Raw genomic sequence first — 25,088 nt, 5'->3', positions numbered from 1 at the left:
CGCTTCCGTTCGAGTGGTGGTGACACGGCGCACCACGGTCGCGAGGACCGCCGGACACGCCCGGACGAGCGTACCGGAGCCGGTCCCCGCAGCTGTCCCCCGCGCGGCGGGCCCACTGTCGGTGGTGCGGGCTTAGGCTGGGATCCGGGCGAATGGAAGAACACCGTATGAAGTCGACGCAGCGCCGGTTCCACGCGACGCACACCACCTCGGGTTCCACGCAGAGCATCACGTCACTGCCGGACTCCCCCGAACTCGATCGCGCACACCGGCTGTCGAAGTACGTCTGGCAGATGGCCGTCCGCGTCGTGTGCTTCATCGGCGCCGTGCTCATCTGGACGACCTGGCACTCGTGGCTCGCGGTGATCCCGATCGTCCTCGCCGCCGTCATCCCGTGGGTCGCGGTCATCCTCGCGAACGCCGGCAGCCACGCCGAGAGCGACATCGTGTCCCCGGCGGGCGCCATCGAGCTGTACGACGCCGTCGACCCGCGCCTCCGCGAACGGCAGGAGGACGCCCGTGCCGAGGCGTACCGCGCCGAGCAGGAGCGCCTCCGCGAGCAGGCGCAGCACGCGCAGGAGGAGTGGCAGCGGAACGGTGACCGCTCCCGCGTCTGGTCCGCCAAGCCCCGGGCACGCCGCTGATGGGGGCGACGTTCGACCTGTTCACCGAGCCCGGTTCGACGCCGGTCTGCTCACGCGCCGGCTGCACGAACACCGCCGAGTGGCGTGTGAACTGGCGGAACCCGCGCATCCACGCCATCGACCGCGTGAAGATCTGGGCCGCCTGCGAGGAGCACTGCGACTTCCTCGCCGACTACCTGCGCTCCCGCTCGTTCCCGGTCCGCGTGACCGGCATGCACGAGGACGTCGACCACCTCGACGACGTCCGTGCCCGCGAGGACGCCCCGAAGAACGACGTCGGGGTGCGCTCCAGCGGCACCGGACGATGACGGAGGAGTTCGACCCGAGCGCCCGCTACGGCCGGAAGCACGCGGCGAAGATCCAGCGTGCGGCGGCCGGCCACCGCGGTCCGACGGCGGTGCTCGACCACGACGACGCTCCGGCGCCCGGAGGCGCACCGGACCCGTTCGTCGGCTGGGGCTTCGTCCGCAGCCGTCGCTGGCTCGGCTACTTCGCGATCGCGGTCGCCTTCGCGATCGTCTGCACCCTGTTCGGCATGTGGCAGTGGGACCGCCGCAACGAGGCCGTCCGCCAGAACGAGCAGATCGCGCAGAACTACGACCACACCCCCGTGCCCGTCGACCAGGCGCTCCCCCGGGCGTCGAGTTGGAGCGACGACCAGCAGTGGCTGCGGGTCGAGGTGACGGGCCGCTACGACGTCACCGACCAGCTCCTGGTGCGCAACCGCGTGCACAACGGCCAGCCGGGCTTCGAGGTCCTCACCCCGCTCGTCACCGCCGACGGTCGGGCGTTCGTCGTGGACCGCGGCTGGGTGCCGACGGGGAACCGGCAGGACGCCCCGGACCACGTGCCCGCCCCGCCGAGCGGCGAGGTGACGGTCACCGCGCGCCTGCAGCAGAGCGAGCCCCGCATCCCCGGCCGCACCGATCCCGCCCACACCGACCAGGTGCAGTCCGTGACGCTCGCCGACGTCGCGGCGAAGGTCGACACCCCGATCTGGACGGGCGCCTACGGGCAGCTCGCCGCGGAGTCCCCCGCGCCGGACGAAGCCCGCCCGCTGGGGTGGGACCGCCCGAGTGCCGACACCGGGCTCCACCTCAGCTACTTCATCCAGTGGTTCCTGTTCGCGGCCGGCGGCTTTGGCTTCCTGGCGTACCTGATGGTGCAGGAGTACCGGAACCTCAACCAGGACGACCCCGAGGAGCGCGAGCGCGCGCTGGAGCGGCAGCGGCGCAAGGACGCCAAGCCGCGGTCCGACGACGAGGTCGAGGACGAACTGCTGAACGCGGGTCGCTGACCGCACGGCGACCGCCGGACGGACGGGAGGCCCGTGGCGGACTCCGCCACGGGCCTCCCGTCCGTCTCCGGCTACGCCAGCTCGATGAGCTCCGCGTAGTCCTTGTTCCAGTGGTCCTCGGTGCCGTCCGGCAGCAGGAGCACGCGCTCCGGGTTCAGCGCCTCGACCGCGCCGGCGTCGTGCGACACGAGGACGACCGCGCCCTCGTACCCGGCCAGCGCGCCGAGGATCTCCTCGCGGGACGCGGGGTCCAGGTTGTTCGTGGGCTCGTCGAGGAGCAGCACGTTCGCGCCCGAGACGACGATCATCGCGAGCGACAGGCGCGTCTTCTCACCGCCGGAGAGGACGCCTGCCTTCTTGTAGCCGTCGTCGCCGGTGAAGAGGAACGACCCGAGCACCCGTCGTGCCTCGGTCTCGGTGAGGTTCGGCGACGCCGACACCATGTTCTCGATGACCGAGCGGTTCACGTCGATGTTCTCGTGCTCCTGCGCGTAGTACCCGATGCGCAGGCCGTGCCCGGGCAGGATCTCGCCCGTGTCCGGCTGGTCGGCGCCCGCGAGGATCCGGAGCAGCGTCGTCTTGCCGGCGCCGTTGAAGCCGAGGATGACGACGCGCGAGCCGCGGTCGATCGCCAGGTCGAGGCCGGCGAAGATCTCGAGCGAGCCGTACGACTTCGACAGCCCCTCGGCCATGAGCGGGGTGCGGCCGCATGCCGCGGGCGTCGGGAACCGCAGCTTCGCGACGCGGTCGACGGCGCGCTCGTCCTCGAGGCCCGCGAGGAGCTTCTCGGCGCGCGCGACCATCTGGTGCGCCGCCGCGGCCTTCGTGGCCTTCGCGCCGAAGCGGGCGGCCTGGTCCTTGAGCGTGGCGGCCTTCTTCTCGGCGTTCGCGCGCTCCTTGCGGCGGCGCTCCTCGTCGGCGGCACGCTGCCGCTGGTACAGCTTCCACCCCATGTTGTAGACGTCGATGGTCTGCCGGTTGGCGTCGAGGTAGAACACGCGGTTGACGACCTCGTCGACCAGCTCGACGTCGTGGGAGATGACGATGACGCCGCCCGGGTATGTCTTGAGGTGCTCCCGCAGCCAGACGATCGAGTCGGCGTCGAGGTGGTTCGTCGGCTCGTCGAGGATCATCGTCTCGGCGTCCGAGAACAGGATGCGCGCGAGCTCGATGCGGCGGCGCTGACCACCGGAGAGCGTCCCGAGCGGCTGGTCGAGGATGCGGTCCGGCAGCTTGAGGTTCGACGCGATGGAGGCGGCCTCGGCCTCGGCCGCGTAGCCGCCGAGCGCGTTGAACTGGTCGTCGAGCCGGCTGTAGCGGCGCATGGCCTTCTCGGCGACGTCGGCGTCCTCGCTCGCCATGTCGAGCGTCGCCTGACGGATGCCCTCGACGAGCTCGCCGAGACCGCGGGCGTCGAGGATCCGCTTCCGCGCGGTGTCCTCCGGGTTGCCCGACCGCGGGTCCTGCGGCAGGTAGCCGATCTCGCCGGAGCGGTCGATCTTGCCGTCGGTCGGCTGCGACTCACCCGCCAGCGCCTTGGTCATCGTGGTCTTGCCGGCGCCGTTGCGCCCGACGAGGCCGATCTTGTCACCCTTCTCGACACGGAAGGACACGTTCTCCATGAGGAGGCGGGCCCCGACACGGATCTCGAGGTCGTGCACGGCAAGCACTAGAGGACGTCCAATCAGTTGGTGATGTGCACAACGACGTGTGCGGGAGGTGCACCGCTACGCTGACGGGACCGATGGTCCTCGAACGGGACCAGCAGTCCATTCTAGGAGAATCCATGACGAACGCCACCGGGTTCGCTCGCCGCGCAGTCCTCGCCGACCGCATCCGCACCTCGGGCCTCGCCACCGACGCCGCCCTCGTGGCCGGCGGTGCCCTCTTCACCGCGGCGCTCGCGCAGCTCGAGGTCCCGATGTGGCCGGTGCCGGTCACGGGCCAGACCCTGGCGGTCGTGCTCGTCGGCGCGACGCTCGGCGCCCGCCGCGGCATGCTCGCGCTGCTCGTCTACGCGGTCGCCGGCCTCGCCGGTGCCCCGTTCTTCGCCGACATGCAGGGCGGCCTGCAGGCCCTCGCGCTCCCGAGCTTCGGCTACGTGATCGGCTTCGTCCCGGCCGCGGGCGTCATCGGCTGGCTCGCCCGTCGCAACTGGGACCGGAAGGTCGGCCGCGCCACCGTCGCGATGCTGCTCGCCAGCGCGATCCCGTTCGTGACCGGTCTGCCGTACCTCGCCGTCGCACTCGGCGCACTCGGTCTGCCGAACGACCTGCAGTCGGTGCTCGCCGCCGGCCTGTACCCGTTCATCGTCGGCGGGGTCGCCAAGGCGCTCATCGCCGCCGGCGTCCTGCCCCTGGCGTGGAAGCTGGTCGGCCGCCGCTGACGCGACCGACACGAGGGGCCCCGCACCGTCCGGTGCGGGGCCCCTCGTCGTCCGTGCCCGAACGCTCCAGCGCGCCCCGCTCGCCACGCGAGCGTGCAGGACACGCCGTGCGTCGCTCGCCGGACGAGCAGTTGCTGTCGCCGGGAACGGTCGATCGTGACGGATCTCGCCCACTCGGGCCGCGCCCGACGCCCCACCGACGACGGACGGGAGGCGCGGTGCCAGCCGGCAGCGCGCCTCCCGTCCCTCCGTGGTGGCGTCTAGATCGAGAAGCCGAGCGCGCGCATCATCTCGCGCCCGTCGTCGGTGATCCGCTCCGGACCCCACGGCGGCATCCACACCCAGTTGATGCGGAACGCGTCGACGATGCCGTCGAGCGCGTTCGCGGTGTCGCCCTCGATGACGTCGGTGAGCGGGCAGCCCGCGCTCGTCAGCGTCATGCTGATCACGAGTGCGTTCGCCTCGTCGTCCATCGCGAGGTCGTAGATCAGGCCGAGGTCGACGATGTTGACGCCGAGCTCCGGGTCCTGGACCTCCTTGAGGCCCTCGACGACCTCGTCGAACTTCTCCGGGGTGAGTGCGGCGATCATCAGTTGCCCGCCGCCGCGGCCTGCACGTAGCGGTCGTAGCCCTCGTTCTCCAGGCGCTCGGCGAGCTCCGGGCCGCCCTGCTCGGCGACCTTGCCCGCCACGAACACGTGCACGAAGTCCGGCTTGATGTAGCGGAGGATGCGCGTGTAGTGCGTGATGAGCAGCACGCCCAAGCCGGTGGCGACCTTGGCACGGTTGACGCCTTCGGAGACGATCTTGAGCGCGTCGACGTCGAGGCCGGAGTCGGTCTCGTCGAGCACGGCGAACTTCGGCTTGAGGAGCTCGAGCTGCATGATCTCGTGGCGCTTCTTCTCGCCGCCCGAGAAGCCCTCGTTGACGTTGCGCTCAGCGAACGACGAGTCCATCTTGAGGTCGGCCATCGACTGGCGGAGGTCCTTGACCCAGCCGCGCAGCGCCGGTGCCTCGCCGTCGATCGCCGTCTTGGCGGTGCGGAGGAAGTTCGACACCGTCACGCCGGGGATCTCGACCGGGTACTGCATCGCGAGGAACATGCCGGCGCGGGCGCGCTCGTCGACGCTCATCGCGAGGACGTCCTCGCCGTCGAGCGTGATCGAGCCACCGACGACGTTGTACCGGGGGTGCCCGGCGATCGTGTAGGCCAGGGTCGACTTGCCGGAGCCGTTCGGGCCCATGATCGCGTGGATCTCGCCCTCGTTGATCGTCAGGTCGACGCCCTTGAGGATCTCCTTGACACCCTGGTCGGTGTCGATCGAGACCTGCAGGTCACGGATTTCGAGAGTGGACATTCACGTTCCTTCGGTTGAAGCGTCAGGTGCGGCGTCAGCCGCGGAAGCAGTGGGGCGCTGGTCAGTCGACCGGGACCGGGTCGTGCACGTCGACGTAGACGTCGCCGTCGCGGACCTCGACCCGGAAGACCGGCACGGGCTCGTACGCGGGGAAGTTCTGCGGCTTGCCGGTGGCGAGCGAGAACCGCGACCCGTGGGCCCAGCACTCGAGCGTGTCGCCCTCGACGAAGCCCTCGGCCAGCGAGATGTCCCCGTGGGTGCAGGTGTCGCCGATGGCGTGCACCGTGCCCGCGGAGTCCTTCACGATCGCGACGGCCGTGCCGTCGACGACCGCGCGCATCGGGCTGTCGACGGCGATCTCGGACTCGGCGCAGACCTTCTCGGCCATCAGGCGTCCGCCTGCTCGGCCTCGGGGTCGACCGCCGCGACCGCGGTGCGGCCGTCGGCGAGCTCCTGCTCCACAGCGGCGATGAGGCGCTCCTCGAGCTCGGGCGCGCCGATCTTCTGGATGACCTCGACGAGGAAGCCGAGCACGACGAGGCGACGGGCCTCCTCTTCCGGGATGCCGCGGGCCTGCAGGTAGAACAGCTGCTCGTCGTCGAAGCGACCGGTCGCACTCGCGTGGCCGGCGCCCTCGATGTTGCCCGTCTCGATCTCGAGGTTCGGGATGCTGTCCGCACGCGTGCCGTCGGTGAGGACGAGGTTGCGGTTCTGCTCGTACGAGTCGGTGCCGTCACCGGCGCGGCCGATGAGGACGTCGCCGATCCACACGGTGTGCGCACCCTCGCCCTGCAGCGCGCCCTTGTAGTTGACGCGGCCGCGGGTGTTCGGTGCGTCGTGGTTCACGTACACCTGCTGCTCGATGTACTGCCCCGCGTCGGCGAAGTACACGCCGTACATCTCGGTGTCCGCGCCCTGCGCGCCGAGGTGCGTCGAGGGGTTGACCCGGACGACGTCGCCGCCGAGCGAGACCACCACGTGCTTGAGGAAGGCGTCACGGCCGACCTCGGCGAACTGCGTCGACACGTGCACGGCGTCGTCGTCCCAGTCCTGGAGGCTGACGACCGTGAGCCGAGCACCGTCGCGGACGACGATCTCGACGTTCTCGCTGAGGAGCGCCGAGCCGCGGTTGTCGATCACGACGATGCCCTGCGCGTGCTGCTCGGCCGTGATGACCGTGTGAGCCGCGCGGGGCTGCGTGCCGAAGTCCGAGCGGGTGATCGAGATCGACTCGTGCGCCTCGGTCGCCTTGACGGTGACCTTGAGCACCGCGTCACGTGCGGTCCACGCCGCGGCCGCAGCGCGGTCCTCGGGCAGCCCGGCGGAGCCGACGGCCGGGTCGTCGCTGCGACCCCACTCGACGTCCGCGCCCTCGGTCTGCCGGGCGAGGAACGGGTACGCCGAGCCGTCCAGGCCACCGTCGAGCAGCGGCTGGAGCTTCGCCAGCGGTGCGAACTTCCAGTTCACCTCGCGGCCGGTCACCGGCGGGAAGGCGTCGAGGTCACCGGACTGCGGGCGCTCCGAGCGGGTCTGCACGGGGACCTTCGCGTCCCAGCCGCCGTCGGAGTGCGCGCGAGCGCCGTGCTGTTCGGTGCCCTGCGCCGCCGCCGAGGGCTCGACCGGCTGGTCGATGCGGGGCGCGGGGGTGGTCCCGTCGGTCGGTGTCGGGTTGGTGCTGGTGTTCGACATCTAGCCGACGGATCCTTCCATGCTCATCTCGATGAGCTTGTTGAGTTCGAGCGCGTACTCCATCGGGAGCTCGCGGGCGATCGGCTCGATGAAGCCACGGACGATCATCGCCATCGCCTCGTCCTCCGGCATGCCGCGGGACATCAGGTAGAAGAGCTGCTCCTCGCTCACGCGCGAGACCGTGGCCTCGTGCCCGAGCTGGACGTCGTCGACCCGGATGTCGATCGCCGGGTAGGTGTCGCTACGGCTGATGGTGTCGACGAGCAGCGCGTCGCAGCGGACGGTGTTCGCGGCGTGGTGCGCGGCCGGGTCCACCCGGACCTCACCACGGTACCCGGCGCGGCCGCCGCCGCGGGCGATCGACTTCGAGACGATCGACGACGTTGTGTACGGCGCCATGTGGACCATCTTCGCGCCGGCGTCCTGGTGCTGGCCGGGGCCGGCGAACGCGACGGAGAGCGTCTCGCCCTTGGCGTGCTCGCCGGCGAGGTAGATCGACGGGTACTTCATCGTGACCTTGGAGCCGATGTTGCCGTCGATCCACTCCATCGTCGCGCCCTCGTGCGCGATCGCACGCTTGGTGACGAGGTTGTAGACGTTGCTCGACCAGTTCTGGATCGTCGTGTAGCGCACGCGGGCGTTCTTCTTCACGATGATCTCGACCACGGCCGAGTGCAGCGAGTCCGACTTGTAGATCGGGGCGGTGCAGCCCTCGATGTAGTGGACGTAGGAGTCCTCGTCCGCGATGATCAGCGTCCGCTCGAACTGTCCCATGTTCTCGGTGTTGATCCGGAAGTAGGCCTGCAGCGGGATCTCGACGTGCACGCCCTTCGGGACGTAGACGAACGACCCGCCGGACCAGACGGCGGTGTTCAGAGCGGCGAACTTGTTGTCGCCGGCCGGGATCACGGAGCCGAAGTACTCCTCGAAGAACTCGGGGTGCTCGCGCAGCGCCGTGTCGGTGTCCATGAAGATGACGCCCTGCTCCTCCAGGTCCTCGCGGATCTGGTGGTAGACGACCTCGGACTCGTACTGCGCGGCGACGCCGGCGACGAGGCGCTGGCGCTCGGCCTCGGGGATGCCGAGACGCTCGTAGGTGTTGCGGATGTCCTCGGGCAGCTCTTCCCAGGTCTGGGCCTGCTTCTCCGTGGACTTCACGAAGTACTTGATGTTGTCGAAGTCGATGTCCGACAGGTCCGCGCCCCACGAGGGCATCGGCTTGCGGTCGAACAGCGTCAGCGCCTTGAGGCGGAGCTTGCGCATCCACTCCGGCTCGTCCTTGCGGGCGGAGATGTCGCTGACCACCTCGTCGGAGATGCCGCGTCGAGCGGAGGCACCGGCACTGTCGGAGTCGGACCAGCCGAACTCGTACTGGCCGAGCCCTTCGAGTTCGGGACGGTCGATGAGCACGTCGGACATGGTCTCCTCGTTTCCTTCTCGCAGAAGCAGCGTCTCCGGGTGACAACCCGGGACGTCCGGACGCCATTCCACCGCGGACCTCCGACAGGAGGAGCCACGGCGCTGCTGCCCCGCAACGTCGATGGTTCCACGGAGTCTCGGGTCCCACCGGCGAACACGGCCCATTCGGAGCCGGCGCCTGCCTAGACTTGACTGCCGCTGAACCCTCGAATCCTACAGGTTCACCGCACGGAACAACAGGAAGGCACCACCCTCGTGACTCGCGTCGGACCCACCGTCGAGCAGGACGTCCAGCCGGACACCCGCAACCCGCGGTGGTGGTCGCTCCCCCGCGCCGTCGACCGTCGCGTGATCTGGCTGGCCTGGGCCTCGTTCGTGGTCGAGGTCGTGCTCATCGGCACGGGCGGCCTCGTCCGGCTGACGGCGTCGGGCCTCGGCTGCCCGACCTGGCCGAAGTGCACCGCCGAGTCGCTCGTGTCGACGCCCGAGATGGGCGTCCACGGCGTCATCGAGTTCGGGAACCGGCTCCTCACCTTCGTGCTCGTCGTGGTCGCGATCGCGATGTTCCTCGCGGTCGTCCGGATGCGCCGGACGCGTCCCGAGCTGTTCTGGCTCGCGTTCGCCCAGGGCATCGCCATCCCGGTGCAGGCCGTCATCGGCGGCCTGAGCGTGCTGACGAACCTCAACCCTTTCGTCGTCGGCCTGCACTTCGTCGTCTCGACGACGCTCGTCGCGGTCACCGCGACCCTCGTCCATCGGTCGATGAACGGTCCGCGTGCCGCCGCCCGACTGGTGCCGGCCTGGTACACCGGCGTCGTCCGGGGCACCGTCGCCGCCACCGCGGTCACGGTGCTCGTCGGCATCCTCACCACGGGGTCCGGGCCGCACGCCGGGGCCGACGAGGCCGTCGACGGCGGTCGACTGCACCGCACGGGCTTCGACCCACAGCTCATGGAGCACCTGCACGCGGTGCCCGCCTACGTCCTGTTCGGACTCACGCTGGTCCTCGTCGTCGGGGCGGTGCTGCTGCGGACGTTGAGCCGGTGGGCGCTCCTGCTGCTGGTCGTCGAGTTCGTGCAGATCGCCGTCGGGCTGACCCAGGCGCGCACGGGCCTGCCGGTGGGGCTCGTGGGCACGCACATGGTGCTCGCGGGGCTGCTCGTCGGCGCCGTCACCGTCCTGGTGCTCTCGACGCGCGCGAGTGCCGGCCGCTCGGCCCACCGGGAGCGCGTCGCCGCCTGAGCCGCGCCGACGGCACCGTTCTACCGACATCCCACGCGTCGACATCCCACACGTCGATCGACGCGTGGGATGTCGTCGTTCCGGGAGGTGGCAACGGAGCGGACACGCGAGACGCCGGCGACGCGGCGAGACGACGCCGCATCCGACGGCGTCTCGCGACCCGGGCGGCGTCCGGCGCGTCCGGGTCCGTCGCGCGACCACGCACCGGACGGGAGAGGCGCACCACCCGCCCGCACCGCGCCTCCCGTCCGGTGGTCGGGCACCTGCACGCCCCACGCGCACCAGCGACAGCGCCAGCTCGCCCCCGCACGTGCCCGGACGCACGAGACGCCGCCGGGGACCGGCGGCGTCTCGTGCGCTGGGGCGGACCCGCGCTACAGCGAGAAGGTGAAGACCTGCGGCAGCAGCGGGTCGATGCCCACCGCGATGAACAGCAGCGTCAGGTACGTGATCGAGCTGTGGAACACGCGCATCGGGTGGACCTGCTCGACGTGCTGGATCGCCCGCGAGTACAGGCGGTGCGACTCGACGACGAACCAGATCCCGCCGGCCAGCGCGACGACCGTGTAGAGCGGCCCCATGTTCGCGACCGGGATGAGCAGCAGCGAGCAGACGAGCGTCGCCCAGGCGTACAGCACGACCTGGAGCCCGACCACCGTGCGGCCGCGGACCACCGCGAGCATCGGGACGTCGGCGGCGTCGTAGTCGTCGCGGTACTTCATCGACAGCGGCCAGTAGTGCGGCGGCGTCCAGAGGAAGATCACCATGAACAGGATGACGGGCGCCCAGGTCAGCGACCCGGTGACCCCGGCCCACCCGATGAGCACGGGCATGCAGCCGGCCGACCCGCCCCACACGATGTTCTGCGGCGTGCGGCGCTTGAGCCACAGCGTGTAGACGCACACGTAGATGAGGATCGCGATGACGCTGAGCGCCGCGGCGAGCCAGTTCACGAGGAACCCGAGCACCGCGGTGGACAGCACGGCGAGCACCCACGAGAACACCAGGGCCTCGCGGTCGGAGAGCTCCCCGGTGACGAGGGGGCGCGTGCTCGTCCGCTTCATCAGCCGGTCGATGTCGCGGTCGATGTAGCAGTTGAAGGCCGAGGCGGACCCGGCGGACATGGCGCCGCCGAGCATCGTCCAGAACACGAGCCACAGGTCCGGCACGCCGCGCTCCGCCAGGAACATCGTCGGCGCCGTGGTCACGAGCAGCAGCTCCATGACCCGGGGCTTCGTCAGCGAGACGTACGCCCGGACCTTGCGGGACAGCGACGAGCGGGGTCGATCGGTGTCGGGCCGGGTCGCGGTGGCAGTCAACAGGGGAACCTCAGTCCGTTCGCGTCAGCTCGCACGCTCGGTGGGCGGCTCCGTCACCGTCGGGGCGTGCGTCGACCCGGAATGCACACGGGCCGTCCCTAGTTTAGGCCATCGAGGCGCCGCGATGCTGCCCCGCCCCGCCGCCCGGGCCGACGCCCGACACGGCACCGTCGTCACCTGGACACCTTCTGTGTGCGTGGTCACTATGCTGGAGGGGCCTCCCGCAGTGCGCGCCCCGATGACGTCGGCCGCATCGAGCCGGTCGGCCGCCGTCGTACGGCGACACGACATCCGGCCCCGGGACGGCGATCATGTCCGTGCGATGGCACGAGCCCTCGCACATGTCGCAACAACGAAGGGTCAACATCCAAGTGGCTGAATTCACCTGGGACGCCATCGACAGGAAGGCCGTCGACACGGCGCGCGTCCTCGCCGCCGATTCGGTCGAGGCCGCCGGCAACGGTCACCCCGGCACCGCGATGAGCCTCGCGCCCGTCGCCCACCTGCTCTTCCAGAAGGTGATGCGTCGCGACCCCAGCGACTCCACCTGGATCGGCCGCGACCGCTTCATCCTCTCCGCGGGCCACGCCTCGATCCTCCAGTACGTGCAGTTCTACCTGCACGGCTACGGCCTCGAGCTCGAGGACCTGCAGCACCTGCGCAAGTGGGGCTCGAAGACCCCGGGTCACCCGGAGTACGGCCACACCGACGGTGTCGAGATCACCACCGGCCCGCTGGGCCAGGGCCTCGCCTCGGCCGTCGGCTTCGGCTACGCGCAGCGCTTCGAGCGCGGCCTGTTCGACCCGGAGACCGCCGACGGCGAGTCGCCGTTCGACCACTTCACCTACGTGATCGCCGGTGACGGTGACATGCAGGAGGGCGTCACGAACGAGGCCGCGAGCCTCGCGGGCCGCCAGCAGCTCGGTCGCCTGGTCGTCTTCTACGACTCGAACCAGATCTCGATCGAGGACGACACCGACATCGCGTTCTCCGAGGACGTCGCCGCCCGCTACGAGGCGCTCGGCTGGCACGTGCAGCACGTCGACTGGAAGAAGACCGGCGAGTACTCCGAGGACGTCGAGGAGCTGTACCGCGCCGTCGAGGCCGCCAAGGCCGAGACGACGAAGCCGTCGCTCATCGTCCTCAAGACGATCATCGGTTGGCCGTCGCCGACCAAGCAGAACTCCGGCAAGATCCACGGCTCCGCCCTCGGCGGCGAGGAGCTCAAGGGCCTCAAGGAGGTCCTCGGCTTCGACCCCGAGCAGACCTTCCACGTCGACCCCGAGGTCCTCGAGTACACCCGCGGTGCGATCACCAAGGGGCAGGCCGAGCACGCCGAGTGGACGAAGACCTTCGACGCGTGGGCTGCTGCCAACCCGGAGAAGAAGGCCATGCTCGACCGCATCAACGCGGGCGAGCTCCCCGAGGGCCTCGAGGAGGCGCTGCCGGTCTTCCCGACCGAGAAGGCCGTCTCGACCCGCGCCGCCTCCGGCAAGGTCATCAACGCCATCGCGCCGCTCATGCCCGAGTTCTGGGGCGGTTCGGCGGACCTCGCCGAGTCGAACCTGACCACGATCGAGGGCGCGAAGTCCTTCGGTCCGGCCGAGGCGTCGACGAAGACCTGGAGCACCGACCCGTACGGCCGCGTGCTGCACTTCGGCATCCGCGAGCACGCGATGGGTTCGATCCTGTCCGGCATCGTCCTGCACGGGAACACCCGCCCCTTCGGCGGCACCTTCCTGATCTTCAGCGACTACATGCGTCCGGCGGTCCGTCTCGCCGCGCTCATGAAGGCGCCGGCGATCTACGTCTGGACCCACGACTCCATCGCCCTCGGCGAGGACGGCCCGACGCACCAGCCGATCGAGCAGATCACCGCGCTCCGCGCGATCCCGGGTCTCGACGTCGTCCGTCCGGCCGACGCGAACGAGGTCTCGTACGCCTGGCTCGAGATGCTCAAGCACAAGGACCGCCCGGCCGGCATCGCGCTGAGCCGCCAGAACCTCCCCGTGTTCGAGCGCGGCGAGGGCGAGGCGTCCGGCGACACCTTCGCCTCGGCGAAGAACGTCGGCAAGGGTGCGTACGTGCTGGCCGAGGCGCCGAACGGCACCCCGGACGTGATCCTCATCGCGACCGGCTCCGAGGTCCAGATCGCCGTCGACGCCCGCGAGCAGCTCAAGGGCGAGGGCATCAACGCCCGCGTCGTGAGCGCCCCGTCGCTCGAGTGGTTCTTCGAGCAGTCGGAGAGCTACCGCGAGCAGGTCCTGCCGAAGGCCGTCACCGCGCGCGTCTCGGTCGAGGCCGGCATCGCGATGAGCTGGCGCGACATCGTCGGCGACAAGGGCCGCAGCGTGTCGATCGAGCACTTCGGTGCATCGGCCGACTACCAGCGACTCTTCGCCGAGTTCGGCTTCACCACGGAGCACGTGGTCGCAGCCGCCAAGGAATCGATCGCAGCGTCCTGACCCACGAGGGGCCGGATCCGGTACGCCGGGTCCGGCCCCTCTGCCGGGAGGCACGCAGCGGGCCCGCCCCGCGCCTCCCGGCCTCCAGACCACGACACCACGGCCCCGGTCGCGTCACGCAGACCGGGCCGGTCGACGAAAGAAGAAGAGAAACCCATGGCTGAGAACACCCCCACCGCCGCCCTCTCCGAGGTCGGCGTCAGCATCTGGCTCGACGACCTGTCGCGTGAGCTCCTCGAGACCGGAAAGCTCACCGAGCTCATCGAGCAGAAGAACGTCGTCGGCGTCACCACGAACCCGACGATCTTCGCGTCGGCCCTCGCCAAGGGCGAGCGCTACGACTCGCAGGTCAAGGAGCTCGCGGCGAAGGGCACCGACGTCACCGAGGCGATCTTCGAGATCACCACGCAGGACGTCGCGAACGCCTCCGACGTCTTCAAGCCGATCTACGACGAGACCAAGGGCTTCGACGGCCGCGTCTCGATCGAGGTCGAGCCGGGCATGGCCCACGACACGCAGAAGACCATCGAGCAGGCGAAGTTCCTGTTCGACAAGGTCGGTCGCGAGAACGTCCTCATCAAGATCCCCGCGACCCTCGAGGGCCTCGAGGCCATCACCGAGGTCATCGGTGCCGGCATCTCGGTCAACGTCACGCTGATCTTCTCGCTCGAGCGCTACCGCGCCGTCATCGACGCCTACCTCGGTGGCCTCGAGAAGGCCAAGGCCGCCGGCCACGACCTCTCAAAGATCCACTCGGTCGCCTCGTTCTTCGTGTCGCGCGTCGACTCCGAGATCGACAAGCGCCTCGACGCCGTCGGCACCGACGAGGCGAAGGCCCTCAAGTCGAAGGCCGGCATCGCCAACGCGCAGCTCGCGTACCAGGTCTGGACCGAGCAGTTCGCCACCGAGCGCGCCCTGGGCCTGCTCGAGTCCGGTGCCAACACGCAGCGTCCGCTCTGGGCGTCGACCGGTGTCAAGGACCCGTCGCTGCCCGACACGCTCTACGTGACCGAGCTCGCCGCGCCGAACACCGTCAACACCATGCCGGGCAAGACGCTCGACGCCACGTTCGACCACGGCGAGATCCACGGCGACGCCATCGCCGGCTCGTTCGACGGCGCCCAGCAGGTCATGGACCAGATCGCCGCCCAGGGTGTCGACTACGACGACGTCGTGGCGCTGCTCGAGAAGGAGGGCGTGGACAAGTTCAACGTCTCCTGGGGCGAGCTCGTCGACACGGTGAAGACCGCGCTCGAGAACGCGAAGTAAGCAGGAACCGGAGCCTTCGTGTCGCGGGGACGGCACCACCGTCCCCCTGACGCGGGCACCCTCGGTCAGGACCTGCCCGCCGGGCGCGATGCGCGCCTCCCGGCCGGACCCGACCACCACGACGGCGGAGTCGCCGCTGCCACAGCAGCGCAGCGCTCCGCCGTCTCCGTTCGACCTACAAGGAGTTCACCGACTCATGTCACCGGTGGCTGTCACCCCGGAGCACAACCCGCTCCGACTGCCGACCGATCGCCGTCTGAACCGGATCGCGGGACCCAGCACCCTCATCATCTTCGGTGTGACGGGCGACCTGTCCCGCAAGAAGCTGATGCCCGCGGTCTACGACCTGGCGAACCGGGGGCTCCTGCCGCCCGGGTTCGCACTCGTCGGGTTCGCCCGCCGCGACTGGGAGGACCAGGACTTCTCCCAGCTCGTGCACGACGCGGTCCAGGAGCACTCCCGCACCCCGTTCGACGAGGCCGTCTGGAAGCAGCTCGAACAGGGCATCCGCTTCGTCCAGGGCTCGTTCGACGACCCCGAGGCGTTCCGCGAGCTGAAGCGCACCGTCGACGAGCTCGACGCGCAGCGCGGCACGCTCGGGAACCACGCGTTCTACCTGTCGATCCCGCCGAAGATGTTCCCGGTCGTCACCGAGCAGCTCAAGCTGTCCGGGCTGACCGAGAAGCGCGAGGGCTCCTGGAGCCGTGTGGTCGTCGAGAAGCCGTTCGGCTCCGACCTCCGCACCGCGCGCGAGCTGAACGCGATCGTCGAGAGCGTCTTCGCGCCCGACGACGTCTTCCGCATCGACCACTACCTCGGCAAGGAGACCGTCCAGAACCTCCTGACGCTCCGCTTCGCCAACCAGATGTACGAACCCATCTGGAACTCGAACTACGTCGACCACGTGCAGATCACGATGGCCGAGGACATCGGCGTCGCCGGACGTGCCGCCTACTACGACGGCATCGGCGCGGCCCGCGACGTCATCCAGAACCACCTGCTGCAGCTCCTCGCCCTCACGGCGATGGAGGAGCCCGTCTCGTTCAAGGCCGCGGACCTCCGCGCCGAGAAGGAGAAGGTGCTCTCGGCCGTGCGGCTGCCGGAGGACCTCGCCACGGCGACGGCCCGCGGCCAGTACGCCGGTGGGTGGCAGGGCGGCGAGAAGGTGCTCGGCTTCCTCGACGAGGCGGGGATGAACCCCGAGTCGACGACCGAGACCTACGCGGCGATCAAGCTCGACATCGCGACCCGACGCTGGCAGGGCGTGCCGTTCTACCTGCGCGCCGGCAAGCGCCTGGGCCGTCGTGTCACCGAGATCGCGATCGTGTTCAAGCGCGTCCCCGAGGACGTCTACGGCAACACGCAGGCGCCGCTCGGGCAGAACGCGCTCGTCATCCGCGTGCAGCCGGACGAGGGCGTCACGCTCCGGTTCGGCTCCAAGGTCCCCGGCGTCGGCACGCAGGTGCGCGACGTGACGATGGACTTCGGCTACGGCCACGCGTTCACCGAGGCATCGCCGGAGGCGTACGAGCGACTCATCCTCGACGTGCTCCTCGGCGACCCGCCCCTGTTCCCCCGTCACCAAGAGGTGGAACTGTCGTGGAAGATCCTCGACCCGATCGAGGAGTTCTGGGCCACGCAGGGCCAGCCCGAGCAGTACCGTCCCGGCACGTGGGGGCCGTCGTCCGCCGACGACCTCCTCGCCCGCGACGGCCGTACCTGGAGGCGTCCATGAAGATCGACCTGCCGAACACCACGGTCTCGAAGATCCAGAAGAAGCTCGTCCACATCCGCGAGGAGGGCGGCGCCGTCGCCCTCGGTCGCGTCCTGACGCTGATCATCTCGACCGGCCTCGGCCACGAGGAAGAGGCGATCTCGGCGGCGAACGAGGCCTCGCGCGAGCACCCGATGCGCGTGATCATCGTGTCGAAGAACGACGGCGACACGAAGTCCCCCGGTCGCCTCGACGCGCAGATCCGCGTCGGCAGCGACGCGGGCGCCAGCGAGGTCATCGTCCTCCGCGCCTACGGCGAGACCGCCACGGACGAGGAGAGCCTGGTCACCGGCCTGCTCCTCCCCGACGCGCCCGTCGTCGCGTGGTGGCCGCAGACCGCGCCCGAGCAGCCCGCGGCGTCCGCGCTGGGCCGGATCGCGCAGCGCCGCATCACCGACGCCGCCGCGCAGAAGGACCCGAACGGCGCGATCGAGGCGCTCGGCCGCTCGTACGTCCCCGGCGACACCGACTTCGCCTGGACCCGTCTGACGCTCTGGCGGAACCAGCTCGCCGCGGCGCTCGACCAGCCGCCGTACGAGTCGATCACGTCCGTCGAGGTCTCGGGGGCGAGCGACAGCCCGTCCACGATCCTCCTCGCCGCGTGGCTCCGGCTGCAGCTGCAGGTCCCCGTCGCCGTCGTCACGTCGCCCCGTGCGACGGGCTCGAGCGGCATCCACGGCGTGAAGCTCGAGCGGGCGTCGGGTCCGATCGACCTCGAGCGCTCGCTCGTCGACGTCGCCACGCTGTCGATGCCGGGGCAGCCCACGCACGACCTGTCGCTCCCGCGGCGCAACCTGCGTGACTGCCTCGCAGAGGAACTCCGTAGACTCGACCCGGACGTCCTCTTCGGAGACGTCGTCAAGCACGGGGTGCCCCAGATCCGCGAGTCGATCGCGGGCTGACCACCCTCCCGGCCGGTCGGACGTCACCCGGCGTCCGACCGGCCGGCCCACCAACACGGGAGTCACGTGACCAACGAACGACGGGTGCTCGTACACCCGGACAAGCAGGCCCTCGGCGCATCGGTCGCCGCTCGCTTCATCACGAAGATCATCGACGTGCTCGACGAGCAGGAGCGTGCCGACATCGCGATCAGCGGTGGCTCGGTGTCGTCCCTGGTGCTCGCCGCCATCGGTCAGTCGCCGGCTCGCGAGAGCGTCGACTGGTCGAAGGTCCACGTCTGGTGGGTCGACGAGCGCTGGGTCGCCGAGGGCGACGCGGACCGCAACGTCACGGGCACGCAGACCGACTTCTTCGACCACGTCGACATCCCGCAGGCGAACATCCACCCGATGGCGCCGTCGGACGCCGGCCTCACCATCGACGAGGCCGCCGCGCAGTACGAGCGCGAACTGCAGGACGCCGCCCCCGAGGGTGCCGTCGCGCCGCGCTTCGACATCTCGCTGCTCGGTGTCGGGCCGGACGGCCACACGGCGTCGCTCTTCCCGGAGTTCCCGCAGCTGTCCGTCACGGACCGTGCCGTCCTGACGGTCGACGACTCCCCCAAGCCGCCGCCGCAGCGCCTTACGCTCTCGTTCCCGGTGATCAACGCCTCGCAGCGCGTCTGGGTGATCCTGTCCGGCGCCGAGAAGGCCTCCGTCCTCGGGCTCGCCCTGGCCGGCGCCGCGGTGGACGAGGTCCCCGTCGGCGGCGTGCAGGGCCGCAAGCGCACGGTGTTCTTCGTCGACCAGGACGCCGCGCGCGAGGTCCCCGAGAACCTCATCGCGTCGACCTACTGATCGCGACCCCCTGACGGACGGGAGGCGCGGTGCCGGCTGGCACCGCGCCTCCCGTCCGTCGTCGGTGCCGGCAGTGCCCGCCCGCCGAGCGGGCCGGATCCGTCACGGTCGGCGCCGTCCGACGACGGGTCGTGCCCGCTCGACGGACGACGCACGGCATGTCCTGCCCGCTCGGCCGCTTCGCGGCCGCCCGGCAGGCCGGGGCGGTCGCCCGGGCGTGCGCCCGCCGGACGCCCGTCGCGCCCCCGCCGAGCCTCCGCCGAGCCCCCGCCGAGCGGGCCGTATCCGTCACGGTCGCAGCCGACCGACGACGGATCGTGCCCGCCCGACGGACGACGCACGGCGTGTCCTGCCCGCTCGGGCGCGGGATCGGGTGCGTCCGAGCGGGCGCAGCGCCGAGCGCGGCGCCGCCTCCCGCGGACGACGAAGGCCCCCGCACCGATCGGTGCGGGGGCCTTCGTGACGTCTGGTGCTACTTCGCGGTACCGCGACGCTGGCGGAGCTGCTGCAGCGCGTCCTCGAGGAGCTGCGCTGCCTCTTCCTCGGTGCGGCGCTCCTTCACGTACGCGAGGTGCGTCTTGTACGGCTCGGTCTTCGCGACGACGGGAGGGTTCTCCTTGTCGCGACCGGCCGGGAGGCCCGTGGACGGCGAGTCAACCGTCTCCGGGATCTCGTCGTCGGGCAGGTTCGCGGCGAAGTACCGCACGACCTCGTTGCCGAGTGCGTCCCAGTACGAGACCGCCACACGCTCTGCCTGGACCCCGCGGTCCTGCTCCCCCATGGGGCCTGCGCCGACGCGCGACCCTCGGATTGCACTGCCTCCGGATGCCATGTTCAGCTCCCCGCTGTGAACTTGTTGATGAGACCGAGCACGATGATCGACACGATCCAGACCAGACCGAGGATCACCGTGATGCGGTTGAGGTTGCGCTCGGCGACGCCGGACGCCCCGAGGTTGCTCGTCACGCCGCCGCCGAACATGTCGGAGAGGCCGCCACCGCGGCCCTTGTGCAGGAGGATGAGGAGCGTGAGCAGGAGGCTCGTGATCGCGAGCAGGACCTGCAGCACGACGGAGAGAATCGCCACGACGTACCTTTCGTGTCAGTCAGCCTTGCAAGTGTACCGGGCCGCCGGAGCGACCGGGGCCACCGGCACGGGTGTGGCCCGCAGTCGACGCGGGCCGGACGTGGTCCAGGCCGGTCACGCGGACGCGACCGGCCTGGACGGGGTGGATCAGAGTCCGACGTGCTGTCGGAAGCGCGCGATGGCCGCGAACTCCTGCACGTCGAGCGAGGCACCACCGACGAGCGCGCCGTCGATGTCGGGCTCGCGGAGGAAGCCGGCGATGTTGCCCGACTTCACCGAACCGCCGTAGAGCACCCGCGTGGCCGCAGCGGCCTCGTCGCCCCACGCCGCGGCGACGGCCCGACGGAGGGCGGCGCAGTCGTCCTGCGCCTGCTCGGGCGTGGCGGCCTGGCCGGAGCCGATGGCCCAGACGGGCTCGTACGCCACGACGATCTCGGACGGCTTCACCGCACCGAGGACCACGTTCAGCTGCTCGACCGGGACGACGCCCGCCCCGCGCTGCTCGCGCTCCTCGCCGGTCTCCCCGACGCAGACGACCGGCACGATGCCGTGCTTGACGGCGGCGGCGGTCTTCGCGGCGACGACCTCGTCGGTCTCCCCGTGCATCGTGCGACGCTCGGAGTGCCCGACGATGACGTACTGCGCGTCGAGCGCGGCGAGGAAGGCCCCCGAGACGTCACCGGTGTAGGCGCCGGAGTCGTACTGCGAGAGGTCCTGCGCGCCGAAGCGGATCGACAGCTTGTCCGCCGAGATGAGCGTCTGCACGCTGCGGAGGTCGGTGAAGGGCGGGAACACCGCGACCTCGACGTCGTCGTGGTCGTGGCGGGCGTCCTTCAACGTCCACGCAAGCTTCTGCACGGTGGCGATGGCCTGGAGGTGGTCCAGGTTCATCTTCCAGTTGCCGGCGATGAACGGACGGCGGTTCATGCTGCGTCCTTCCCGGAGTTGCCGGCGATGAAGGGCGTACGGCTCATCGGGACCACCCCAGTGCTTCGAGACCGGGCAGCGACTTGCCCTCGAGGAACTCGAGGCTGGCACCGCCGCCGGTCGAGATGTGCCCGAACCGGTCGTCCGAGAACCCGAGCGACCGGACGGCCGCCGCGGAGTCACCACCGCCGACCACGCCGAGGCCGTCGACCTCGGTCAGGGCCTGCGCGACGGTCTTCGTGCCGGCCGCGAACGCCGGGAACTCGAACACGCCCATCGGGCCGTTCCAGAACACGGTCTTCGAACCGGACACCGCCGACGCGAAGCGCGTCGCCGTCTCCGGGCCGATGTCGAGACCGATGCCGTCCGTGCCGAACGACGAGGACTCGATCGCGTCGGCCGCCACCGTCTCGTGCTGCGCGTCCGCGGCGAACCCGGAGGCCACCACGACGTCGGTCGGCAGGTCGATCGTGACGCCGAGCTCGTCGGCCTTCGACAGGTAGGCGCGGACGGTGTCGAGCTGGTCCTGCTCGAGCAGCGACTTCGCCACCCCGTGGCCCTGGGCCGCGAGGAAGGTGAAGAGCATGCCGCCGCCGATGCAGAGCGTGTCGACCTGCGGGAGCAGGTGCTCGATGACGCCGAGCTTGTCGCTGACCTTCGACCCGCCGAGCACGACCGTGTACGGCCGCTCCGGGTCCTTCGTCAGGCGCTCGAGCACCGTGAGCTCGGACTCGATGAGCGAGCCGGCGGCGCTGGGGAGCGCCGCGGCCAGCTCGTACACCGAGGCCTGCTTGCGGTGCACGACACCGAAGCCGTCGGACACGAACGCGTCGCCCAGCGTCGCGATGCGCTCCGCGAACGCCTGGCGTTCCGACGCGTCCTTCGAGGTCTCCTCCGGGTTGAACCGGAGGTTCTCGAGCAGCAGGACGTCGCCGTCCCCGAGGGCCTCGGCAGCGGCGGTCGCCTCGTCGCCGACGGTCTCGCCGACGAAGGTGACCTCCTTGCCCAGCAGCTCGGAGAGGCGCTGCGCCACGGGGGCGAGCGAGTACTCCGGTGCCGGCGACCCGTCGGGCCGACCGAGGTGCGAGATCACGATGACCCGCGCGCCGGCGTTGACCAGGGTGTTCAGCGTGCCGAGCGACGCCCGTACGCGTCCGTCGTCCGTGATCCGGCCGTCCTTGAGCGGGACGTTCAGGTCGCAGCGGACGACGACGCGCTTGCCGGCGAGGTCGCCGAGGTCCTCGAGGGTGCGGAGGCTCATGCCGAGAGTCGCTCGCCCACGTACTCGGTGAGGTCGACGAGGCGGTTCGAGTAGCCCCACTCGTTGTCGTACCACGAGGTGATCTTCACGAGGCCACCGATGACCTTGGTGAGACCGGAGTCGTAGATCGAGGAGTGCGGGTCCGTCGTGATGTCGGTCGACACCAGCGGGTCCTCGCTGTAGAGCAGGATGCCCTTGAGCGGGCCCTCGGCGGCCTCCTTGTACGCGGCGTTGATCTCGTCGACCGTGACCGGGGACTTCGTCTCGAGGGTGAGGTCGGTGATCGAACCGGTCGGGACCGGCACGCGCAGGGCGTAGCCGTCGAGCTTGCCGGCGAGCTCCGGCATGACCTGGCCGATGGCCTTCGCGGCGCCGGTCGAGGTCGGGACGATGTTCAGCGCGGCGGCACGGGCACGACGCGGGTCCTTGTGCGGGCCGTCCTGCAGGTTCTGGTCGGCGGTGTAGGCGTGCACCGTCGTCATGAGACCGCGCTCGATGCCGAACTTGTCGTGGAACACCTTGGCGAGCGGCGCGAGGCTGTTCGTGGTGCACGAGGCGTTCGAGATGATGTTGTGGTTCGCCGGGTCGTACTCGCCCTCGTTCACGCCGAGGACGATGGTGACGTCGTCGCCGGTGGCGGGGGCCGAGATGATGACCTTCTTGGCGCCGGCGTCGATGTGCTTCTGCGCGTCGGCGGCCTTGGTGAAGAAGCCGGTCGACTCGATGACGATGTCGACGCCCAGCTCGCCCCAGGGGAGGTTGGCGGGGTCGCGCTCCGCGAGGACCTTGATCGGCTTGCCGTCGACGACGATGCTGTCGCCGTCGAGCTCGACGGAGACGCCGAGACGACCGGTGACGGAGTCGAACTTCAGGAGGTTCGCGAGGGCCGCGTTGTCGGTGAGGTCGTTCACCGCCACGATCTCGAGGTCGGAGCCCTTCGCGAGGGCGGCCCGGAAGAAGTTACGGCCGATGCGGCCGAAGCCGTTGATGCCGATCTTGACGGTCAATGGATCTCCTGGTGGGTGTGGAGCGCCCCGGGGGCGCTGCTTTCGGAGGTCGTGGGCCCGTCGGGCCCACGTGTGGTGGACGATACGCCCCGTAACGTCGCCGTAACGACCCTAGCAGTCGGACGCTGCGGACCACCGCCGTGTGACGGACGGGAGGCGCGGTGCCAGCTGGCACCGCGCCTCCCGTCCGCACCGGTCGTCAGAGCCGCGATCAGACGCCCTCGAGCTCCTCCGGCACGCTCGCCTCGGTACCCGGGATGCCGTCGTCGACGGCCTTCTTGTCGGCCATCGCGAGGAGTCGGCGGATGCGACCGGCGATGGCGTCCTTCGTCATGGGCGGGTCGGCGTGCTGGCCGAGCTCGTCGAGCGACGCGTCGCGGTGCTCGAGGCGCAGGGAGCCGGCGTACTTCAGGTGGTCCGGGACCTCGTCGCCGAGGATCTCGAGCGCGCGCTCGACCCGGGCACACGCGGCGACGGCGGCCTGCGCCGAACGACGGAGGTTCGCGTCGTCGAAGTTCACGAGGCGGTTGGCGGTGGCGCGGACCTCGCGGCGCTGGCGCATCTCCTCCCACTCGGCGGTGGTGCGGGCGGCACCCATCACGGTGAGCATCTGCCCGATCGCCTCGCCGTCGCGGATGACGACGCGGTGGACGCCCCGGACCTCGCGACCCTTCGCCGCGATGCCGAGTCGCGACGCGGCGCCGACGAGTGCCATGGCGGCCTCGTTCCCGGGGCACGTGACCTCCAGGGCCGCGGCACGACCCGGGTCGGTCAGCGTGCCGGAGGCGAGGAAGGCGCCGCGCCAGATGGCGGCGAGGTCCTCGCGGTTGCCCGTGGTGAGCCGGTTCGGCAGCCCGCGGACGGGGCGACGACGGGCGTCCATCAGACCGGTCTGGCGGGCGAGCGTCTCCCCCGCCTCGAGCACGCGGACCAGGTAGCGGGTGCCGCGACGGGAGGAGGCGGACGACCCCACCGACGCCTCGCTCCGCACGCCGTACAGCTCCGCCAGGTCCTTGCGCACGCGGTGGACGATGATCCGGGTGTCGAGTTCGACCTCGACCGCGATCCTGCCCGAGATGACGTGCAGGCCGCCCGCGAACCGCAGGATGGTCGCGAGTTCGGCGGCGCGGACCGTGTTGCGGTTCACGACGACCCTGGCCAGTTCGTCCTTGACCTCGGCAGTCAACGGCACAGCATCATTCCTAACGTTTCTTCTGGTGGGGTCCGCGGCTCCGGCGCACGTCCGTGTGGAGCGGCCGGAGGGACGGTCACTCCCGGCCGAGATCTCGGTTCTTCACACGCACGGCGACGTCGGGCATCCCGCGGAGGAGGTTCGCCAACTCGGCGACGACGGCGACCGAGCGGTGCTTGCCGCCGGTACAGCCGATGGCGATCGTAGCGTGTCTTTTGTTCTCGCGCTGGTAGCCGGCCAGCACCGGCTCGAGCACGGCGGCGTACCGCTCGACGAACGACCGGGCTCCCGGCTGCGCCAGGACGTACTCCGAGACGGGCGCGTCGAGGCCGGTGTGCGGGCGGAGTTCCGGCACCCAGTAGGGATTCGGGATGAAGCGCACGTCGGCCACCATGTCGGCGTCGGCCGGGAGTCCGTACTTGAAGCCGAAGCTCATCAGCGTGACCTGGACGCCGACGAAGTGGTCGTCGGCGAACCGGTCGGTCACGGTGTTCGCGAGCTGGTGGATGTTGAGGTCCGAGGTGTCGATGACGACGTCGGCGGCCTCGCGGAGCCCGGACAGCCGCGACCGTTCGAGCCCGATGCCGTCGAGGAGCGTGCCGTCCCCCTGCAGCGGGTGCGGTCGCCGGACCTGCTCGAAGCGGCGGACGAGCACGGCGTCGGTCGCCTCGAGGAAGAGCACCCGGACCCGCGCCGACGCACTCGTCCGGACCTGCTCGACGGCCTGCTCGGGGTCGGTGAAGAACCGGCCGCCGCGGACGTCGACCACCGTGGCGATCTTCGGGATCTTCTCGCCCGCGCGGTCGGCGAGCTCGGTGAGCGGACCGAGCATCTGCGTGGGCAGGTTGTCGACGACGTACCAGCCGAGGTCCTCGAGCGCCTTGCCGACCGTCGACCGGCCGGCGCCGGACATGCCGGTGACGATCAGGATGTCGTGCTGCTGCTGCGCGCGGGCCGTCTCGGTCGGGGTGCTCGTGTCGCTCGTGTCGCTCATGTGTGGGAGGGCTCCGTCGTG

24 protein-coding genes are annotated in these 25,088 nt (G+C 70.4%); 10 read left to right on the top strand and 14 right to left on the bottom strand.

What is annotated here, in order from left to right; all coding sequences use genetic code 11:
• Positions 1–167: 167 nt before the first annotated feature.
• The 3 genes from Cus16_RS01495 to Cus16_RS01485 are packed head-to-tail and all read left to right on the top strand — an operon-like array spanning position 168 to position 1,941.
• On the top strand, positions 168–644 hold the full coding sequence (locus tag Cus16_RS01495) for a DUF3099 domain-containing protein (RefSeq protein ID WP_069710846.1): 477 nt from the start codon (positions 168–170) through the stop codon (positions 642–644).
• On the top strand, positions 644–952 hold the full coding sequence (locus Cus16_RS01490; protein ID WP_069710845.1) for a hypothetical protein: 309 nt from the start codon (positions 644–646) through the stop codon (positions 950–952). The genes Cus16_RS01495 and Cus16_RS01490 overlap by 1 nt, the downstream gene beginning before the upstream one ends.
• A complete protein-coding gene (locus tag Cus16_RS01485) occupies positions 949–1,941 on the top strand; it encodes an SURF1 family protein (protein WP_083263609.1) in 993 nt (330 codons plus the stop codon). Before Cus16_RS01490 ends, Cus16_RS01485 begins: the two co-directional genes overlap by 4 nt.
• A gap of 71 nt (positions 1,942–2,012) precedes the next feature.
• Here the strand turns inward: Cus16_RS01485 and Cus16_RS01480 are convergent, their stop codons facing one another.
• Positions 2,013–3,611, bottom strand: coding sequence for an ABC-F family ATP-binding cassette domain-containing protein (locus Cus16_RS01480; RefSeq protein ID WP_069710844.1), 1,599 nt, complete (start codon positions 3,609–3,611; stop codon positions 2,013–2,015).
• 116 nt (positions 3,612–3,727) lie between these two features.
• Here Cus16_RS01480 and Cus16_RS01475 point away from each other — a divergent pair, with 116 nt between their 5' ends.
• Positions 3,728–4,327, top strand: coding sequence for a biotin transporter BioY (locus tag Cus16_RS01475; protein ID WP_069710843.1), 600 nt, complete (start codon positions 3,728–3,730; stop codon positions 4,325–4,327).
• Between the two features lie 260 nt (positions 4,328–4,587).
• On the opposite strand, the gene Cus16_RS01470 is transcribed toward Cus16_RS01475, so the two are convergent.
• The 5 genes from Cus16_RS01470 to sufB form a co-directional block, all read right to left on the bottom strand.
• Positions 4,588–4,917: a metal-sulfur cluster assembly factor gene (locus Cus16_RS01470; protein WP_069710842.1), complete on the bottom strand. Its 330-nt coding sequence runs from the start codon at positions 4,915–4,917 to the stop codon at positions 4,588–4,590.
• Positions 4,917–5,684 (bottom strand): Fe-S cluster assembly ATPase SufC, encoded by a 768-nt coding sequence (sufC, locus tag Cus16_RS01465; RefSeq protein ID WP_069710841.1) that lies wholly within the window; start codon positions 5,682–5,684, stop codon positions 4,917–4,919. The genes Cus16_RS01470 and sufC overlap by 1 nt, the downstream gene beginning before the upstream one ends.
• 61 nt (positions 5,685–5,745) lie before the next feature.
• On the bottom strand, positions 5,746–6,072 hold the full coding sequence (locus Cus16_RS01460; RefSeq protein WP_083263608.1) for a non-heme iron oxygenase ferredoxin subunit: 327 nt from the start codon (positions 6,070–6,072) through the stop codon (positions 5,746–5,748).
• A complete protein-coding gene (gene sufD, locus Cus16_RS01455; protein ID WP_083263607.1) occupies positions 6,072–7,373 on the bottom strand; it encodes a Fe-S cluster assembly protein SufD in 1,302 nt (433 codons plus the stop codon). The genes Cus16_RS01460 and sufD overlap by 1 nt, the downstream gene beginning before the upstream one ends.
• Entirely contained in the window at positions 7,374–8,792 is a 1,419-nt protein-coding gene (sufB, locus tag Cus16_RS01450; protein WP_069710839.1) for a Fe-S cluster assembly protein SufB, read from the bottom strand.
• A gap of 255 nt (positions 8,793–9,047) precedes the next feature.
• Between sufB and Cus16_RS01445 the strand changes: the two genes are divergently transcribed.
• Positions 9,048–10,034, top strand: coding sequence for a COX15/CtaA family protein (locus tag Cus16_RS01445; protein ID WP_083263606.1), 987 nt, complete (start codon positions 9,048–9,050; stop codon positions 10,032–10,034).
• Positions 10,035–10,408: 374 nt separating this feature from the next.
• Here the strand turns inward: Cus16_RS01445 and Cus16_RS01440 are convergent, their stop codons facing one another.
• Complete coding sequence (locus Cus16_RS01440) at positions 10,409–11,353, bottom strand: heme o synthase (RefSeq protein WP_069710838.1); 945 nt, start codon at positions 11,351–11,353, stop codon at positions 10,409–10,411.
• Between the two features lie 371 nt (positions 11,354–11,724).
• Between Cus16_RS01440 and tkt the strand changes: the two genes are divergently transcribed.
• From tkt to pgl, 5 genes are all read left to right on the top strand, one after another.
• Positions 11,725–13,818, top strand: coding sequence for a transketolase (gene tkt / locus Cus16_RS01435; RefSeq protein ID WP_069710837.1), 2,094 nt, complete (start codon positions 11,725–11,727; stop codon positions 13,816–13,818).
• A 156-nt stretch (positions 13,819–13,974) separates the two neighbouring features.
• Entirely contained in the window at positions 13,975–15,087 is a 1,113-nt protein-coding gene (gene tal, locus Cus16_RS01430) for a transaldolase (RefSeq protein ID WP_069710836.1), read from the top strand.
• Positions 15,088–15,283: 196 nt separating this feature from the next.
• Positions 15,284–16,822 carry a glucose-6-phosphate dehydrogenase gene (zwf, locus tag Cus16_RS01425; protein WP_069710835.1) on the top strand — a complete coding sequence of 513 codons (1,539 nt, stop codon included), beginning with the start codon at positions 15,284–15,286 and terminating at the stop codon, positions 16,820–16,822.
• Positions 16,819–17,763 carry a glucose-6-phosphate dehydrogenase assembly protein OpcA gene (locus Cus16_RS01420; protein ID WP_069710834.1) on the top strand — a complete coding sequence of 315 codons (945 nt, stop codon included), beginning with the start codon at positions 16,819–16,821 and terminating at the stop codon, positions 17,761–17,763. Before zwf ends, Cus16_RS01420 begins: the two co-directional genes overlap by 4 nt.
• Before the next feature lie 66 nt (positions 17,764–17,829).
• The gene (gene pgl / locus Cus16_RS01415) at positions 17,830–18,600 is read left to right on the top strand and encodes a 6-phosphogluconolactonase (protein WP_069710833.1); all 771 of its coding nucleotides are present in this window, start codon (positions 17,830–17,832) and stop codon (positions 18,598–18,600) included.
• A 472-nt stretch (positions 18,601–19,072) separates the two neighbouring features.
• Here the strand turns inward: pgl and Cus16_RS01410 are convergent, their stop codons facing one another.
• From Cus16_RS01410 to rapZ, 7 genes are all read right to left on the bottom strand, one after another.
• Positions 19,073–19,432 carry an RNA polymerase-binding protein RbpA gene (locus Cus16_RS01410; protein WP_069710832.1) on the bottom strand — a complete coding sequence of 120 codons (360 nt, stop codon included), beginning with the start codon at positions 19,430–19,432 and terminating at the stop codon, positions 19,073–19,075.
• Between the two features lie 2 nt (positions 19,433–19,434).
• Positions 19,435–19,686: a preprotein translocase subunit SecG gene (gene secG, locus Cus16_RS01405; RefSeq protein ID WP_058727797.1), complete on the bottom strand. Its 252-nt coding sequence runs from the start codon at positions 19,684–19,686 to the stop codon at positions 19,435–19,437.
• Between the two features lie 147 nt (positions 19,687–19,833).
• A complete protein-coding gene (tpiA, locus tag Cus16_RS01400) occupies positions 19,834–20,613 on the bottom strand; it encodes a triose-phosphate isomerase (protein ID WP_069710831.1) in 780 nt (259 codons plus the stop codon).
• Between the two features lie 43 nt (positions 20,614–20,656).
• Positions 20,657–21,874, bottom strand: coding sequence for a phosphoglycerate kinase (locus Cus16_RS01395; RefSeq protein WP_069710830.1), 1,218 nt, complete (start codon positions 21,872–21,874; stop codon positions 20,657–20,659).
• The gene (gene gap / locus Cus16_RS01390; protein WP_069710829.1) at positions 21,871–22,881 is read right to left on the bottom strand and encodes a type I glyceraldehyde-3-phosphate dehydrogenase; all 1,011 of its coding nucleotides are present in this window, start codon (positions 22,879–22,881) and stop codon (positions 21,871–21,873) included. The genes Cus16_RS01395 and gap overlap by 4 nt, the downstream gene beginning before the upstream one ends.
• A 211-nt stretch (positions 22,882–23,092) precedes the next feature.
• Positions 23,093–24,073: a DNA-binding protein WhiA gene (whiA, locus tag Cus16_RS01385; protein ID WP_069710828.1), complete on the bottom strand. Its 981-nt coding sequence runs from the start codon at positions 24,071–24,073 to the stop codon at positions 23,093–23,095.
• Positions 24,074–24,149: 76 nt separating this feature from the next.
• On the bottom strand, positions 24,150–25,067 hold the full coding sequence (rapZ, locus tag Cus16_RS01380; protein WP_069710827.1) for an RNase adapter RapZ: 918 nt from the start codon (positions 25,065–25,067) through the stop codon (positions 24,150–24,152).
• Positions 25,068–25,088 lie beyond the last annotated feature (21 nt).

Origin of the sequence: Curtobacterium sp. ER1/6 (assembly GCF_001742745.1) — a bacterium.
In the GTDB taxonomy this organism is placed as follows: Bacteria; Actinomycetota; Actinomycetes; order Actinomycetales; family Microbacteriaceae; genus Curtobacterium; species Curtobacterium citri.
Note: the sequence above shows the minus strand (reverse complement) of the source record. Positions and strands in the feature narration are given on the sequence as shown.